This window comes from Flavobacterium algoriphilum (assembly GCF_048158655.1).
Classification (GTDB): domain Bacteria; phylum Bacteroidota; class Bacteroidia; order Flavobacteriales; family Flavobacteriaceae; genus Flavobacterium; species Flavobacterium algoriphilum.
Genome location: NZ_JBLNKY010000007.1, coordinates 19,090 through 35,175, shown reverse-complemented (window position 1 = coordinate 35,175; position 16,086 = coordinate 19,090). Strand labels below are relative to the sequence as shown.

The 16,086-nt window shown below is 34.8% G+C and carries 15 protein-coding genes; 6 read left to right on the top strand and 9 right to left on the bottom strand.

What is annotated here, in order from left to right:
- Positions 1 to 118 precede the first annotated feature (118 nt).
- The 3 genes from nadC (at position 119) to ACM55G_RS12180 (ending at position 2,815) form a co-directional block, all read left to right on the top strand.
- Positions 119 to 976 (top strand): carboxylating nicotinate-nucleotide diphosphorylase, encoded by an 858-nt coding sequence (gene nadC / locus ACM55G_RS12190; RefSeq protein WP_416844214.1) that lies wholly within the window; start codon positions 119 to 121, stop codon positions 974 to 976.
- The gene (locus ACM55G_RS12185; protein ID WP_416844213.1) at positions 973 to 1,884 is read left to right on the top strand and encodes a YihY/virulence factor BrkB family protein; all 912 of its coding nucleotides are present in this window, start codon (positions 973 to 975) and stop codon (positions 1,882 to 1,884) included. Before nadC ends, ACM55G_RS12185 begins: the two co-directional genes overlap by 4 nt.
- 82 nt (positions 1,885 to 1,966) lie before the next feature.
- Entirely contained in the window at positions 1,967 to 2,815 is an 849-nt protein-coding gene (locus tag ACM55G_RS12180; RefSeq protein WP_416844212.1) for an NAD(P)H-hydrate dehydratase, read from the top strand.
- Positions 2,816 to 2,843: 28 nt separating this feature from the next.
- On the opposite strand, the gene ACM55G_RS12175 is transcribed toward ACM55G_RS12180, so the two are convergent.
- Entirely contained in the window at positions 2,844 to 4,190 is a 1,347-nt protein-coding gene (locus ACM55G_RS12175; protein ID WP_416844211.1) for a TlpA family protein disulfide reductase, read from the bottom strand.
- A gap of 286 nt (positions 4,191 to 4,476) precedes the next feature.
- Between ACM55G_RS12175 and ACM55G_RS12170 the strand changes: the two genes are divergently transcribed.
- Both ACM55G_RS12170 and ACM55G_RS12165 read left to right on the top strand, forming a co-directional pair.
- Positions 4,477 to 5,271, top strand: coding sequence for a HipA family kinase (locus ACM55G_RS12170; RefSeq protein WP_416844210.1), 795 nt, complete (start codon positions 4,477 to 4,479; stop codon positions 5,269 to 5,271).
- Entirely contained in the window at positions 5,249 to 5,632 is a 384-nt protein-coding gene (locus ACM55G_RS12165) for a DUF3037 domain-containing protein (protein WP_416844209.1), read from the top strand. The genes ACM55G_RS12170 and ACM55G_RS12165 overlap by 23 nt, the downstream gene beginning before the upstream one ends.
- Before the next feature lie 72 nt (positions 5,633 to 5,704).
- Here ACM55G_RS12165 and ACM55G_RS12160 read toward each other — a convergent pair whose 3' ends face one another.
- On the bottom strand, positions 5,705 to 6,895 hold the full coding sequence (locus ACM55G_RS12160; protein ID WP_416844208.1) for a BaiN/RdsA family NAD(P)/FAD-dependent oxidoreductase: 1,191 nt from the start codon (positions 6,893 to 6,895) through the stop codon (positions 5,705 to 5,707).
- A gap of 385 nt (positions 6,896 to 7,280) precedes the next feature.
- The gene (locus tag ACM55G_RS12155) at positions 7,281 to 7,790 is read right to left on the bottom strand and encodes a GNAT family N-acetyltransferase (protein WP_416844207.1); all 510 of its coding nucleotides are present in this window, start codon (positions 7,788 to 7,790) and stop codon (positions 7,281 to 7,283) included.
- Between the two features lie 240 nt (positions 7,791 to 8,030).
- Here ACM55G_RS12155 and ACM55G_RS12150 point away from each other — a divergent pair, with 240 nt between their 5' ends.
- Positions 8,031 to 8,570 carry a lipid-binding SYLF domain-containing protein gene (locus tag ACM55G_RS12150; protein ID WP_416844206.1) on the top strand — a complete coding sequence of 180 codons (540 nt, stop codon included), beginning with the start codon at positions 8,031 to 8,033 and terminating at the stop codon, positions 8,568 to 8,570.
- Between the two features lie 330 nt (positions 8,571 to 8,900).
- Here ACM55G_RS12150 and ACM55G_RS12145 read toward each other — a convergent pair whose 3' ends face one another.
- The 6 genes from ACM55G_RS12145 to thrA form a co-directional block, all read right to left on the bottom strand.
- Positions 8,901 to 9,416 (bottom strand): DUF421 domain-containing protein, encoded by a 516-nt coding sequence (locus tag ACM55G_RS12145; protein ID WP_416844205.1) that lies wholly within the window; start codon positions 9,414 to 9,416, stop codon positions 8,901 to 8,903.
- A gap of 174 nt (positions 9,417 to 9,590) precedes the next feature.
- On the bottom strand, positions 9,591 to 9,860 hold the full coding sequence (locus tag ACM55G_RS12140; protein ID WP_416844204.1) for a hypothetical protein: 270 nt from the start codon (positions 9,858 to 9,860) through the stop codon (positions 9,591 to 9,593).
- Between the two features lie 56 nt (positions 9,861 to 9,916).
- Positions 9,917 to 10,411, bottom strand: coding sequence for a hypothetical protein (locus ACM55G_RS12135; RefSeq protein WP_416844203.1), 495 nt, complete (start codon positions 10,409 to 10,411; stop codon positions 9,917 to 9,919).
- A 234-nt stretch (positions 10,412 to 10,645) separates the two neighbouring features.
- Entirely contained in the window at positions 10,646 to 11,935 is a 1,290-nt protein-coding gene (gene thrC, locus ACM55G_RS12130) for a threonine synthase (RefSeq protein WP_416844202.1), read from the bottom strand.
- A gap of 136 nt (positions 11,936 to 12,071) precedes the next feature.
- The gene (locus ACM55G_RS12125) at positions 12,072 to 12,992 is read right to left on the bottom strand and encodes a homoserine kinase (protein ID WP_416844201.1); all 921 of its coding nucleotides are present in this window, start codon (positions 12,990 to 12,992) and stop codon (positions 12,072 to 12,074) included.
- Between the two features lie 170 nt (positions 12,993 to 13,162).
- On the bottom strand, positions 13,163 to 15,610 hold the full coding sequence (thrA, locus tag ACM55G_RS12120; RefSeq protein ID WP_416844200.1) for a bifunctional aspartate kinase/homoserine dehydrogenase I: 2,448 nt from the start codon (positions 15,608 to 15,610) through the stop codon (positions 13,163 to 13,165).
- Between the last annotated feature and the right edge of the window lie 476 nt (positions 15,611 to 16,086).

Sequence of the window (16,086 nt, the reverse complement as noted above, 5' to 3'; positions counted from 1 at the left end):
CTGGATAATATTTTGTTAAAATAGATTAATTTAACTTGTTTTATTAAGAACAAAGCGCACATGTTTTTAAATCCACAAAATAAATCTTACTTTAGCATTCCAATAAATTTCCTTTAAAATGATTAGCGAAGCACAGTTCAAAAACGAGTTACAAATACTGATAAAAAACGCCATTCGGGAAGATATTGGCCCTGGTGATTATAGCTCTTTGGCTTGTATTCCCGCAACTGCAACCGGAAAAGCGAAGTTGCTTGTAAAAGAAGATGGTATTATTGCTGGAGTGGCTTTCGCCAAAATGGTTTTCGAGTATGTAGATTCTAATTTGCAAGTAGAAACATTTATTGAGGATGGAATTCCTGTGAAAAAGGGGGATGTTGTTTTTCATGTTTCGGGAAGTTCACAATCCATTTTAAAATCGGAACGGGTAGTTTTGAATTCGATGCAAAGAATGTCGGCAATTGCTACCAAAACCAAGGAATATGTTCGTCTTTTAGAAGGAACAAAAACTAAAATCCTTGACACTCGCAAAACAACACCTGGTTTCAGAGCTTGTGAGAAATGGGCAGTGAAAATTGGCGGAGGGGAAAACCACCGTTTTGCTTTGTATGATATGATTATGCTCAAGGACAATCACAATGATTTTGCCGGTGGAATTACTTTGGCCATAGCCAAAACCAAAGCCTATCTCAAAGAAAATAATTTGGATCTAAAAATCATTGTCGAAGCCAGAAATTTGGACGAAATCAAAGAAATATTAGAAAGCGAAGGTGTTTATAGAATTTTGATAGACAATTTCAATTATGAAGATACCCAAAAAGCAGTAATTTTAATAGGTGACAAGTGTCAAACTGAATCTTCAGGGAATATTAATGAAGAAACAATTCGCCATTATGCGGAATGTGGCGTAGATTATATTTCGTCCGGAGCCTTAACGCATTCTGTCTATAACATGGATTTGAGCTTAAAAGCAATATGAGTAAAGAAATAGAAAAGAGAATAGAAAGAATCCCGGTAATACGGAATCTTGCCCGTGGGTTAAAAAAAATAAAACTCCCATGGTTGCAGGGTTTATCGTTGTATGATTTATTGGAATTGTACGGATTAGGAATTGTCGAAAGCGCCTTGACTTATCATGCAAGTGCAATTGCGTTTAGTTTCTTTATGGCATTATTTCCCTTTGCGCTGTTCATATTAAATCTTATTCCATACATTCCGATTTTAGGTTTTCAAGATGATTTTCTTCAATTTGTGAGGGAAGGAGTACCGCCAAATACCTATGAAGCGATTTATAAAATCATCAATGATATTCTCAATAACAGTCATTCCGGATTATTGTCTTCGGGTTTTATATTGTCTATTTTCTTGATGGCAAATGGACTGAATGGAATTTTGGGCGGCTTTGAATCCTCGCGTCATGTCCTAATCAAAAGAGGATTTGTACACCAATACATTGTCGCACTGGGCATGTCATTGTTATTGTCATTACTCTTGATAGTAACCGTAGCGATAATAGTGATTTTTGAGGTATTTATTCAAAAAACCGTATTTAACGATCAGGTCCAATTGATCATTTTAGGAAGATATGTATTTATAATTTTAATGATTTTGACGACAACCTCGATACTTTTCAAGTTTGGCACAAAACACGACAAAAACAGGGCTTTTATCTCGATAGGCTCTGTATTTACTACAATATTGATTCTTTTGGATTCGTATGTTTTTGGTATTTGGGTAGTACGATTCTCAAAATACAATGAATTATATGGCTCTATTGGAACCTTATTAATACTGATGTTTTACATTTGGATCAACTGCATGATATTACTGTTGGGTTTTGAATTGAATGCTTCAATAAACAAATTAAAAATAAAAAAAGAAGCCTAGTTTTTAAGAATTATTAACTTCCGCAGTTCGCTTCGCTCGTGTCCTTTCATTTTAAATATGAATTTTTTGATAAATAAATTCCATGATGAATCCAATTTACATCGACCAAAAAGAAGTTCTGAAACGCTATAAACAACCTGATCCGCATACCCACAAAGGAATTCAGGGACACGCGATTATCATTGGTGGGAGTTATGGGAAAATGGGAGCCGTTTGTCTTTCGTCCAAAGCTTGTTTAAAAACCGGTTGCGGATTAGTCACTGTTTTTATACCAAAATGCGGCTACGATATCCTTCAAATCGCCATTCCAGAAGTCATGGTGGTAACGGATAAAGACGAAAAATTCATCTCCAATATTACTTTCGATATCAAACCACAAGCTATCGGAATAGGACCGGGTTTAGGTTTGGAAATCGAAACGCAACAAGCTGTTTATAAATTGCTAAAAACGAATAAAATTCCTTTGGTAATTGATGCGGATGCGTTAAATATTTTATCCAAAAATAAAGAATGGTTTCCTTTAGTACAACCCAAAACCATCCTAACGCCGCATCCCAAAGAACTGGAACGCTTAATAGGAAAATGGACTTCTGAAGAAGAAAAACTAGAAAAAACAGTTGCTTTTTCGAAACAATATCACCTAATTATAGTAATGAAAGGCGCACCAACCCGAATCATCGATGGAGATACAATCTACGAAAATACCACTGGAAATGCCGCTTTGGCTACTGCAGGAACCGGAGATGTTTTGACGGGAATGATTACCAGTTTATTGACACAATCTTATGAACCAATAAATGCGGCCATACTTGGCGTTTACCTTCATGGATTAACTGCTGATATCGCACTGCCTGAAACCGGTTATCAATCCTTTATCGCTTCTGATGTTATTGCGAATATTGGAAAAGCTTTTTTGAGTATTACAGCATAAAAAAAGCCCTTAAAAAGGGCTTCAGAAATTATAGTTGCAAACTGTTGAATAAATCAATCAGTTTAGTGTCGGATGGTCTCGGGGCTTGGGAATTAATAATATTGCCATTTGGATCAATAAGAATAAATCTGGGAATTCCCTGAATGCCATAATCTTTTATAAATTTAGAATCCCATTCCTTATCTGCCAGTAATTGAATTCCTCCCAATTGCTTTTCATTTACAAGTTTACTCCATTTTTCATGATCTTTCATGCTGTCAATTGAAATGCTGACAAACTCAATATTTTTACCTTGATACTGTGCTTCCACTTTTTGAAGAGATGGAATTTCTTGGCGACATGGACCGCACCAAGTAGCCCAAACATCGATGTAAACGTATTTTCCTTTTAGGCTTTCTAATGCTATTTTTCCGCCTTTGTAGTTTTCATAATCAAATTTTGGAGAGGGATTGCCATTTTTTAAAATTATGGTATTGTTGTAATTAGCAGTAAGGATCTCTTTTAATTTTGTGTCAGTTGTGATAGCAAGGTATTCGTTGTATATTTTTTCGTAATTAATATTTTCAATGTTAATATCAGAGACCGAGTTTTGAATTAAGCGATTCTTTATGCTTTGACTTTTAAGAGCCTTAATTTCTGGAATTGCATCTTTAGCCGTAATTGTTCCATCTCCCCCTTTGATATTTTCGTAGAATTTAGTCAATACTAATTCCTTATATTCATTGGAAAACAAAAAATCAGAATCATTATCCAAGTTGATTTCCTCGTCAATTTTTGGAAAATTTTCAGAAACTTCAAATCCATTTAATCTTGCGAAGAAGTAATGATATTTTTTATAAGTAAATAAATTTTTCTGCTCCCAATAGTGAATATGTTTAGCCTCTTTTTCTTTGTAATTAATATCAGAAAATTTTGTTTTATTATACAAAGTCGTAATAGCACTTTTTATTTCTTTAATTTTTTTCAGGAAATCATTTTCGTCTAACTTATAAAGTTCTTCATCTGGAATTTGAGAAGTTATATTTGATTTTTTGGTCAAGTATTGATTTTCTATACTTCCTTTACCTGTATATTTTATACTGGTATTAAAAGCTTTGTCATCAGCAATCAGTGTTAGTTTTGCACCTTTTGACAGATATATTAAACTACTGTTTTTGTTGATTTCCAGGGTGTAAATTCCATTATATTCTATTGTTATGTTTTCTGAAAAAGTACCGTCAGCTTTTAATTTGATTTCTTTCTCAAATGACTCTCCTTTAATGGTGAGTTTCCTGTTCTCGGTATTTGTAATTTTTCCTGAAATTGTTATTAGCTCATTTGAAATGGTGAATGAGGCAAAAACCACGATTAGCAACAGATAAATAGTTTTTTTCATAGCGGGGTATTTTTAAGGGTACTCAAATATAAACTAATTCCTATAAAATTAATGTTTTATTTTTTGGAAATTGAATAAAGGGTTTGTACTTTTATCTATAAATGAATACTTGATTTCATTTTTACCGAAACGGGCTATCAATCGTTTATCGTTTCAGATGTTATTTTAAATATTGGTAAAGCTTATTTTAGTTTAGAAAGTTTGAGTAAATAGTGCTTATAAATGAATTTTACCCCAGTTATTTGTAAGTTTGCACGTAAGCAAAACAGCTTTATCCAATTTGATTATGGAAAAAATACCCCATCTTAGAACCGTAAATGTTACGCGATACATCACTCCGTTGCGGGAAGGCGGTTCTTTACCTGCGCTTGCTGAAGCCGATGATGATTTTAAATATGTATTGAAATTTAAAGGTGCCGGACATGGCGTAAAGGCCTTAATTGCCGAATTAATAGGCGGAGAAATAGCACGTGTTTTAAACCTAAAAATGCCGGAACTCGTTTATGCACATCTCGACGAAGCTTTTGGTCGTTCAGAAGGCGACGAAGAAATTCAAGACTTGCTTCAAGGAAGTCAGGGACTTAATTTGGCTTTGCATTATTTATCGGGAGCCATAAATTTTGATCCTGTGGTGACGGTGGTTGATGCAAAACTAGCTTCTCAAATTGTTTGGCTCGACGCTTTTATTACTAATGTCGATCGAACCTTCAGAAATACGAATATGCTGATTTGGCATAAGGAATTATGGCTGATTGATCACGGCGCCAGCCTTTATTTTCATCATTCGTGGAACAATTGGAAAGCGCACGCGCAAAGTCCTTTCGTATTAATAAAAGATCATGTATTGTTGCCACAAGCTTCATTGCTGAAAGAAACCGACGCAGTATTCAAAAAAATACTTAGTGACGAAGTGTTGCAATCTATTGTCAATCTTATTCCAACAGAATGGCTTCAGTGGGAAGGCACCGATGAAACTCCCGAAGCACTCCGGGAAGTCTATTTCCAGTTTTTATCCATACGCTTAAACCATTCCGAAATTTTTATAAATGAAGCCCAAAATGCACGAGAAACACTTATATGAGTATGCCGTAATCCGGGTTGTGCCAAGGGTAGAACGCGAAGAATTCCTCAATGTGGGCATTATTCTCTTTAGTAAAAAAGCCAAGTTTATAAAAGTGCTCTGTTCGTTTAACGAAGCCAAGCTTCAATTGTTTTCAGCCGATTTAGATTTGGAACAATTGCATTTAAATTTGCAAGCATTTGAGAAAGTGGGGCATGGGGAAAAATCGGGTGGGCCAATAGCGCAATTCGATATTCCATCGCGTTTCCGTTGGTTGACAGCACTTCGCAGTTCGGCGATTCAAACTTCGAGACCGCATCCGGGATTGTGTTATGATTTGGAACAAACGGCCCAACGCTTGTTTGAGGAAATGGTATTGTAAATGAATTGGATTGGAAAAATGGTTGAGAAGTTTTATAAAATATTCTTTTGAATTCGGATATAAATAAAAAAATTAAGAAATACTATTCAGATGACGTGCAAGATGCATGCCCATGCTAAAGCATGCTTGAAGAAGATACCCACCGGTGGGTGCATCCCAGTCCAACATTTCGCCAATACAATAGTGGTGTTTCATCTTTGCCATTTGGAAGTTTTTATCCACGGCATTCAATTGAACACCTCCAGTTGTGGATATCGCATCGTTCAATAGCGAAGAACTAGTGATTTCTATACGCAATTTTTTGATGTTTTGTGCTAATAACTCCGGATTCAGGTAGGTTTCCTTTGATAGGTATTTTTTCAAAAGTCCAATCTGCGCAGGGCTCAATTTAACTTCTTTTTGTAATTTTTCGCTTGTCTTTTTTAAGGTTGATTTCTTGATCTTTTGATACAAATCCTCATAACTTAATGCAGGTTTTAAATCCACAAAAACAGTGGCTTTTTGTTGGCTTTCAAGCTGCTCCCTAATTTGTGGACTGAGCGCATAAATCGCATTGCCTTCTAAACCGAAACTCGTGATTACCGCTTCGCCTTTTTGAGTTTTATTCGAACAGCTAATAGAAATGTTTTTAAGCGGACTCCCTTCATGTTCCCTGATGAAATCTTCTGGCCAGTTCACACCGTACCCACAATTAGAAGATTGAAACGGTACGACACCAATTCCCTGTGTTTTGAATAAATCGAGCCACGCACCATCAGATCCGGTTACTTTCCAACTGCCTCCGCCCAGAGCAAAAATGGTATAATCAGCTTGTACTTCTTTAGCAGTATTAAAAACAAGAGTATTATTGTTAGTCCAACCCGTCCAGGTGTGTTCGTATTGTATGGAAACACCTTTTTTATCAAGAACGGTAAGGATTGCGTTGAGCACCGCTATAGGTTTAATGCCGCTTTCAGGATACACCCGTTTGCTACTGCCGATGTAGGTTGGAATACCGATGGAATCAAGCCAATTTCGGAAATCGTGATTGTCAAAATCAAGGAGTGCTTTTTCTAAAAAATCGGATGGTGTATACCGCGCTATGAGTTCAGCAATAGGTTCCGAATGGGTGAGGTTAAAGCCTCCTTTTCCGGCCACCAGAAATTTTCTCCCCAGTGTTTTGTTTTTCTCGTAGATGGTAACGGTAAATTTCTTGCAATCGAGTAATGCAGCGAGTAAAAGTGCTGCAGGTCCTCCTCCAATAATTGAAATTGATTTCTTCACGCTGCAAAAATACGGTTTGTTTTACCGATTAACCCTGATATGGGTTTTTATATTGGCTATTGTTTGGGCGTAACCCCAAAGCAGAAAATCCCCGTTTCGCTTCGCGAATCTACAGCTCAGGGGTCGGGCTTTTGGCTTTATCTTTATTTTTTTAAAGAAAAAAAATAAAGGATGCCGCCGCAATCCCTTACGCGGAAATCCTTGATCTAGAGAAATTATCCGATTACTTTATGCAGAACAGTCGTTTTATATAAACATCAATCGTAAGATTAAAGATTTTCAGAAATCTGCAATCAAGAATTGTTAATCTTCATTCAAAAATCTATTAACCAATAATATTAACTTGAATTCACATAGAATTCATGATTAACCGAACAAATAAAAACTATCCAATTCTTTTTTCTAATACAATAAACTCCAAAGGCTGTTCAGTAATTGGAATATGAACGTCGCTTGCCGGGAAAGGTTCTCTTGCTCCCGTGTCTGTATAACCATTGCGTTTGTACCATGCAATCAATTCCTCCCGAACAGAAATCACCGTCATTACAATTTTAGGTAAACTCAATTCCAAAGCATGAATTTCAGCCTGTTGCAATAATTTTTTTCCTACACCACTATTTTGCAACTCAGGCGAAACTGATAGCATTCCTAAATACATTTGATGCTCTTTTTCAATTAACAATACACAACCTATAATCTGGTTGTTCTCCGTGAATTTTAGAATCGTATTTTTTGGGTCCTGAATGGTTTCAGTTAGTTCCTGTTCAGTAGTTCGCAGTCCTTCTAAAAGGTTCGCTTCCGTGGTCCATCCTTTCTTAGAGGATTCCCCTCGGTATGCTGAATTGATTAATCTACTTAATGCAGAAACGTCTGCTATTGTTGCTTTTATAATCATGCGTATTATATTCTTGAGTTACTGCTTTGTGTTTTTCAAAGGTAGAAAAAAGGATTGCATTATTGAATTTCGTTCCAGTCTTGTTAGTATCGAATTAGATGATGAATAAAAAATAATTCACTTTTCAAAATTGCGTTAATTACATAGTGTTTAAATTCATTTTATTGATAGTCAGTATTTTATGTAAATTTTTTTTACCTTTGAGTAAAGAAAATTTATAACAATTTAATAGCTATAATTATGAAAAATTTAAATATTATTTGGGTAATTGTGATGACTTGTGTGCTAAACATAAGTCCAATATTAGGGCAATCGACCGCAAGAAAGAATAAAATTATCGCTGATAGCCATACAGCAAAGGCGGAGTTCATTAAAAGTGACCCGCTTATGAAAGGGCTTTTTGAAAAAGCGTCCGGCTATGCCATCTTTCCTAATGTGGGTAAAGCAGGACTCGGCATTGGAGGAGCGGCTGGTAATGGGGTTGTCTATGAACATAACACGATGGTAGGTATGGCAAAGTTAACACAATTAAGCATAGGATTTCAGGCAGGCGGACAAGCGTATCGGGAAGTAATATTTTTTGAGTCAAAAAAGGATTTGGATCGCTTTAAAGAAAGCCGATTCGAGTTTTCCGGACAAGCTTCAGCAGTAGCAGTATCAGAAGGCGCCTCAGCAAACGTGAAATATACTAATGGCGTTATGGTTTTCACCATGCAGAAAGGTGGACTTATGTACGAAGCTTCGATTGGTGGACAGAAGTTTAAGTTTAATAAAATGTGATACTATTTTTGATTGTGAAATAAGAGTGATTTGAACATTTTTTTATTTTAAAACAAGATATAAAAAAAAGCTATATTTATTTAAAAATCTAGCTTTTTTTCTGTTTATTCAATCGTATAAGAGCGCAACAATCCAAAAAAGCACAAAAAGGAATGATGGAGAAGTTTAGTTCCTCTTTGTGCTTTTTTGGATTGTAATGTACACGTAATCAAAAGAAATTATTCGTCAGTCAGATTAGTTTTAAGATTGAAAATATGTTTTGAATGAATCAAGCATAAATTTAAGAATTGCAGACAGATTCGTAAAAATATTTTTTGAGTTGGTTTAGATCTAGTTAATTCCCGCTAAATTTTTATGGATGCGTTTTCGTTTGTAATGGGTTTGTTTTAAATTTTCATTACCGGATATAATACTGATATTACCGTCAATCTCTAGCATAGCTAATTTTACATCTTTAAAAAATTCAATTCCGTGCTCGCGCATTGCTTCTTTTAATTCGTCAGCAGAAATGTTTAATTTACTTAATGCTTTAAAATCCAGATTTCCATCGTGAATTAAAATTTCCGGTTTTTCCTGCATAAAATCACTAAATTTCGGGTATCTGAACATCAATTTCTTCAAGATAAAATTAATAGTAAAAAGGACTGTTGCCGCAGCAATACCGCCATAAAGTGAGGTGTTATTCCCAACCATTGCGTTTTGTACAGAATTGCTAATCAATAATATTAAAATGACATCGGCAGTATTAAGTTGGGATAATTCTTTTTTTCCAAAAAATCTCAAAGCAATAACCATGAAAAAATAAACGGCGGCACTGCGAATGATAATATCGAAATATGGATTCATTGTTTTTAGTTTTTGTTTTTTTTGATCTCAGTTTTCAGTTACATAACAGACTGTAAACTGCAAGTAAGATTGATCCTCGCTCGTGCCTATTACAATTTTGAATTATAATCTCTTATTTCCTTTTGTTAGGTAGCATGAGCGGGACGATCGCGCTAGCTGGTGATTTAAATACAATTATTTCAAAACCTTATTTAAAATGTCCTGAAAACCCTCATCGGAAAACTTATAAATTAAATTTTCTATTTCAGCCATTTTTTCAGAAATATTCTCGTTTAATATTGTATTTCCTTTTATTAATTCTTGTGTTTCTAATTGTCGTTTTAATATGGATCTCAAGTAGTTTTGATTAGAGTAACTAATCTGTAAAATTTTTATTAAAGATAAACCTAAGTCTACTTCAAATTTTTGTCCGCCTGGATTTTCTAAAAAGTCTTTAATTTCCATAAAAATTAGTTTGTTTTTGGTTTCTCTTTTCCACCATAAAAGTGGAAATAATAAATTTAAAAATTGTCAAGTATGTTATTTATAAAACTCATAAATCTTTTTCCGTTAAATATAGCAGCTATTAAAGCAAATGAAATTCCAATAAGCCAAGGATTTAATAATATAGTATTAAGTCGGGATTTTATTACTGGATTATTGCTTGGTGCAGCTTTTGTTTTTATACTATTAGGACTTTTAAAAAAATCGGAATCTTGATTTAACTGACTAATTGTAGAATTATTGAATTGATTAGTTATGTTATTATTTTTTAGTTCAATTTCAGATAAAAACTTTTTTCCTGCAAGTTGTATTTTGCAGTCAGGAACTTGTAAGCGAGTCGAAGATCCAATTCGAGTTGTAGGATAAAAAGTAAGATAACCTGCTTTTTTTAACTCAATTGACTTCTGTAACATCAAATTTTTATTTTCGGATAAAAATGAAATATCAATATAAATACCGTTATCATTTTCTGACAAGTATTTTGATATTTTATATTCTAATGTTTCTGTCATATTTCGGTTTTCAAAACTGTATGGTAACTTATATATACTCGATATCAAATAGCGTATATCTGCCTGTTTTTGGTAGGCTTAGCGCTATAATTTTTTTATACTCAATAAAATTAATGATTTTACTTACAGAAAACTAATCTAACTAATGAAAAAAAATCTTACTAATTCCCACAAAAAAACCGACTGAAAATCACTTCTCAGTCGGTTTGTATTTTTATCTGGAATATTGAACTATTATACCAAAAACGCTTTAAATTCCTCATACGTTTTAATTTTTGTACTCACTTTTTCCTTTCCTAATACGCTTTCAATTTGTGTAGGAATTGGCAATTTCACGTTTAATGTTGGTTCAACCGTATCCAAAAACTTTATCGGATGGGCAGTTTCTAAGAAAATACCAATCGCATTCGGGTGGTTTTGCAATTCTTTTTTTAATCCCAAATAACCAACTGCTCCGTGAGGTTCTGCAATGTAACCATCAGTATTGTAAATGGTTTTCATGGCTTCTAAAGTTTCTGCATCGGAGAACGTAAACGATGAAAAATCTTTTTTGAACTGATCCAAATCATTGTGGTACATTTCCTGAATTCGGATAAAGTTACTTGGATTCCCAACATCCATAGCATTCGAAATCGTTGCGATAGAAGGTTTTGGGTCGTAAATTCCGTTTTCTAGAAATCGTGGCACCGTATCATTCACATTCGTAGAAGCTACAAAATGTTCAATAGGCAATCCCATTTTTTTGGCAATGATACCTGCGCAAATATTCCCGAAATTACCACTTGGGCAAGAGAAAACCAATGGTTTATTTTGTTTTTTTAATGCTTTATATGCAAAGAAGAAATAAAACATTTGTGGCAACCAGCGCGCAATATTAATTGAATTCGCCGAAGTTAGATTTTTATGTTTTAGACTTTCGTCCAAGAACGCTTTTTTGACCATATCCTGACAATCATCAAAAACGCCGTCTACTTCAAGCGCTTTAATATTCTGTCCTAAAGTGGTCAATTGTCGTTCCTGAATATCGCTCACTTTTCCGGATGGATACAGGATAATCACTTCCACACCGGTTACACCAAGGAAACCACTGGCTACTGCACCTCCAGTATCACCAGAAGTGGCTACAAGAACGGTGTTTTTACTGTCTTTATTGTCTTTATTGAAGTAACCCAAACAACGCGACATGAAACGCGCACCAACGTCCTTAAAAGCCATCGTTGGACCATGAAACAATTCAAGGGAATAAATGCCCTTTTCCACTTCAACCACTGGGAAATCAAAACATAAAGTTTCGGTGATGATTTGTTTTAAAATGGCTTCCGGGATTTCGTCACCTACAAATTGTTGAATCGCTTCAAAAGCAATTTCCTCGTTGCTTAAATTTTCGATAGTTTCAAAAAAAGTAGGAGCTAATGGGGTAATTGTTTCCGGAAAATACAATCCTTTATCTGTTGCTAATCCTTGTATTACGGCTTCTTGAAAAGAAACTTTAGGTGCGTTATGGTTTAAACTGTAATATTTCATTATATATACTAATTTTAGAATCCCCATCCCAACCGTCCCCAAAGGGAAGGGAGACGAAACTGGATTCAGAATGTGTTTATTGTAATTTTAAAATCACTATTTTTATTCCTTTTATTCCCCTTCGGGGGTAGAGGGATTATATTATTTTCATTCCTTCATCATTTACCTTAGAAACGTGAATTTCATACGGTAAATTCATGGCATCGTATACGACGCTCATGGCTTTGGCGATTTTATCAGCGGTTTCCTTTCCTTTGCTTAAAGCAAAAATAGAAGGACCTGAACCTGATATTCCGGAACCTAAAGCTCCGTTTTCTAAAGCTGTTTGCTTGATTAAATCGAAACCCGGAATTAATACACTTCTCAGTGGTTCCACGATTTCATCATGCAGCGAACGTCCGATTAAATCGTAATCTTTGGTGTATAATCCAGCTACTAATCCGCCCACATTTCCCCATTGTGTAATAGCACTTTTCAAGGAAACAGTTTGTTTCAATACCGAACGCGCATCCGATGTTTTCAACTCAATTTGAGGATGAACCACAGTGGCGTACAATTCGGAGGGACTTTCTATTTTGATAATGTCTAAAGGATTTGAACTTCTTACCAACGTAAAGCCACCTAAAAGGGCAGGAGCAACGTTATCGGCATGGGCGTTTCCACTGGCTAATTTTTCGCCTTGCATGGCGAATAAAACCAATTCTTTTCGGGTAAATGGACGCCCCAATAATTCATTGATTCCAAAAACAGCACCCGCTGAACTTGCGGCACTACTGCCAATTCCGCTTCCGGCTTTGATGTGTTTGTAGATTTCGATTTCAAATCCAAATTCCGTGTCAATGGCTTCCAACATCGCCAAAGCAGATACTCCAGCAACATTTTTTTCGGTTTCCAAAGGCAAGTCGGCACCCACAATTTTAGTGATACGAATCCCTTTTATGTCTGATTTTCGAATAATCATTTCGTCACCCGCAGTTTCTAAACAAAGCCCAAGGACATCAAATCCACAGGATAGATTGGCAATTGTGGCGGGGCAAAATATTTTTATTTCATTCATATTTTTTTTTTTTAGGTTCGGAGTATCTAAGTGCTAAGGTTATGAGGTTCAGTAGTTCCTCATTCCTTAGTGTTTTAGCAACTTCTTTTACATGCTTCCAATTCTGTTTTTAAGAATCTAAAGTTCCGGGATTTATTAGTGCCTCAGAACCTTAGCCTTAGTATCTCTTTTTAAACATTTCCAATTCGGATTACATCAGCAAATATTCCTGAAGCCGTAACTGCTGCTCCGGCACCGGCACCTTTTATCAATAAAGGTTGGTCTACGTAACGATCCGTAAAGAATAAAACAATATTGTCTTTTCCTTCTAAATTGTAAAAAGGATGGTCTTTAGGAATGAATCGCAACCCAACATTTGCTTTTCCGTTTTCGAATTGGGCTACATATTTTAGTCTGGATTCCTTGCTCAACGCTTCTTTATAAATAGTTTCAAAATGAGAGGCATGTTTCACTAAAGATTCAAAAAATGCTTCATTTGAAGTTGTTTCGAGACATTCAGCAGGCATAAAAGATTCGTTGGCAATCTGGTCAATTTCCATTTTATAACCACTTTCTCTGATCAGGATTAAGATCTTTCTGGCAACGTCAATTCCGCTTAAATCAATCTTAGGGTCTGGTTCTGTAAATCCTTGTACGCCAGCTTCTTTAACAACATCATGAAAAGTATTGTTTTCATCAAAATTATTAAAGATAAAGTTCAAGCTTCCTGATAAAACAGCTTGGATTTTATTCACTTTATCACCTGAGGCAATCAAGTTCTTTACGGTATCAATAATTGGCAATCCAGCTCCAACGTTGGTTTCAAATAGAAAAGGTGCATTGAATTGTCTGGATAGTTTTTTTAGTTTTTTATAATTGTCGTACTCAGAAGCACAGGCAATTTTATTACAAGTTACTACGGCAATATTGCGTTTTAAATAGTGTTCATAGGTTTTGGATACGCTTTCATTTGCAGTAATGTCAACAAAAATACTGTTGCGTAAATTGAGTTCTTTTACATTCGAAATGAACTTTTCTTTGTCAGCAGGTTCCCCAGTTTCTAGTAGAAATTGCCATTCTTTTAAAGCGATTCCGTCTTCATCAAAATACATTTTTCGGGAATTTGACAAAGCGATAACGCGTAAGTTTATTTTTAGATTGTCTTTTAGGAATTTCTTTTGTTGGTGAATTTGTTCGATGAATTTTTCCCCTACATTTCCAACACCCATTACAAACAGGTTCAATTGTTTGGTGTTTTCTTCAAAAAAGTTTTCGTGCAACGTGTTCAATGCTTTCTTTACATCTCTTTCATTGATAACCGCCGAAATATTTCTTTCGGAAGCACCTTGAGCAATGGCTCTGATGTTTACGTTATTTTTACCCAAAGTGCTAAACATTCTTCCGCTCAAACCTTGGTGGTTTTTCATGTTTTCGCCAACCAAAGCAATGATGCAAAGGTTTTTTTCAACGATACAGGGATCAATTTTGTTTTGTAAAATCTCAATTTCAAAAACTTTATTGATGGCTTCTTCAGCAATATCAGAATCCGAATTTAAAATCCCAATACAGATTGAATGCTCCGATGAAGCTTGCGTAATAAAAATAACGTTGATGCTTTCATGCGATAATACTTCAAAAAGTCTTTTTGACGAACCTGTAACACCAATCATTCCTGGTCCTTCAAGTGTAATCAAAGTAATATTATCGATATGGCTAATCCCTTTTACAGGATTGGTGTGAGCCATTTCTTGGTTTGAAATATAAGTTCCTTCGGCTTCCGGTTCAAAAGTATTTTTGATATGAATTGGAATATTCTTTCTCAATACCGGTTGAATGGTTGGCGGATATAAAACTTTAGCACCAAAATGAGATAACTCCATTGCTTCCTGATAGGAAATGAAGGCGATAGGTTGTGCTTGTTTTACAATTTTTGGATTAGCAGTAAACATTCCGTTTACATCAGTCCAAATTTCCAAGTCGGATGCATTCACTGCTCCAGCAATAATTGCAGCAGTATAATCGGAACCCCCACGACCTAAAGTAGTGTTGATACCATCAATTGATGCGGCAATAAATCCAGGCATTACAACCACTTGATTCTCATTTGAAGCAAAGAAATCAGCAATTAGTTGATTTGAAACTTCAAAATTCACGATAGCTTTTCCGAAATGATGATCCGTTTTTATTACTTCTCGGCTGTCTTTATAACCGCTGTTTTTTAGATTTTGTTTTAATGCTTCAGAAATGATATAAGAAGACAATAATTCACCAAAACTTAAAATTGTATCCGAAGTTCTAGCGGATAATTCCCCCAAAAGAAAACAACCGTCCAGTAACGTTTCAAGATGATTTACAATTCTTTTTATATGGCTTAACAGACTGCTTTGTTCGCTTACAGGAATAAATTCTTTTAAGGCATCTAAATGTTTTTTCTCTATTTCGGCAAGAATATCTTTAAAGCTTTCATCTCCGGCAGCCGCTTTTTGGGAAGCCAGCTGAAGCATGTCAGTAACTTTACTAAAAGCAGAAACCACTACTACTAATTTTTCTTCTTTTGCTTTATTGATGACGATATCTAGTACCAGTTTTATATTTTGTGGATTGGCAACCGAAGTTCCGCCAAATTTTAATATCTTCATTATATATGTTTTATTTTAAAAGGCAATGTTTTTTATACATCCAAAATCTTTCTTCTTTGAGAAAAAAGTATAATAAATAGGATTATATGTAAAATGAATACCCCTAAGGGGTAGTTGTAGTTGTTGTAGCAGTAAATGTAACAGAAATTGCAACCCAGTTTTGAGTTGTTATCGAAGATTGATATTTAGATCTGTTGTTTGCCATTTTGATTCACCAAAAGTACATTTTTTTATAAAAACCAAAGCATTAAATTAAGTTTTTGCGAATATTTTAAAATTTCAATCGCATTTGGGTTAAAAATAAATATTTTTCAATAAATATCCTTTTCGTTGGTATGATTCTTATAATTGTCAGGATTTTATAACGCTTTGAGTTGTTGTACTCACTTTTAATTAAACTTAAATTCTAAATTTGTTCTGTTTATATTCAATTCGCTCTGAATTTCTTTAATTTTATGCCAATAAAATTATTTCAT

Coding starts and splice junctions, on each gene's coding strand:
- ACM55G_RS12150 (WP_416844206.1), top strand. CDS start 8,031: ATGAAAAATTTAAATATTATTTGGGTAATTGTGATGACTTGTGTGCTA.
- ACM55G_RS12155 (WP_416844207.1), bottom strand. CDS start 7,790: ATGATTATAAAAGCAACAATAGCAGACGTTTCTGCATTAAGTAGATTA.
- ACM55G_RS12145 (WP_416844205.1), bottom strand. CDS start 9,416: ATGAATCCATATTTCGATATTATCATTCGCAGTGCCGCCGTTTATTTT.
- thrC (WP_416844202.1), bottom strand. CDS start 11,935: ATGAAATATTACAGTTTAAACCATAACGCACCTAAAGTTTCTTTTCAA.
- ACM55G_RS12165 (WP_416844209.1), top strand. CDS start 5,249: ATGCACGAGAAACACTTATATGAGTATGCCGTAATCCGGGTTGTGCCA.
- nadC (WP_416844214.1), top strand. CDS start 119: ATGATTAGCGAAGCACAGTTCAAAAACGAGTTACAAATACTGATAAAA.
- thrA (WP_416844200.1), bottom strand. CDS start 15,610: ATGAAGATATTAAAATTTGGCGGAACTTCGGTTGCCAATCCACAAAAT.
- ACM55G_RS12125 (WP_416844201.1), bottom strand. CDS start 12,992: ATGAATGAAATAAAAATATTTTGCCCCGCCACAATTGCCAATCTATCC.
- ACM55G_RS12170 (WP_416844210.1), top strand. CDS start 4,477: ATGGAAAAAATACCCCATCTTAGAACCGTAAATGTTACGCGATACATC.
- ACM55G_RS12180 (WP_416844212.1), top strand. CDS start 1,967: ATGATGAATCCAATTTACATCGACCAAAAAGAAGTTCTGAAACGCTAT.
- ACM55G_RS12175 (WP_416844211.1), bottom strand. CDS start 4,190: ATGAAAAAAACTATTTATCTGTTGCTAATCGTGGTTTTTGCCTCATTC.
- ACM55G_RS12185 (WP_416844213.1), top strand. CDS start 973: ATGAGTAAAGAAATAGAAAAGAGAATAGAAAGAATCCCGGTAATACGG.
- ACM55G_RS12140 (WP_416844204.1), bottom strand. CDS start 9,860: ATGGAAATTAAAGACTTTTTAGAAAATCCAGGCGGACAAAAATTTGAA.
- ACM55G_RS12135 (WP_416844203.1), bottom strand. CDS start 10,411: ATGACAGAAACATTAGAATATAAAATATCAAAATACTTGTCAGAAAAT.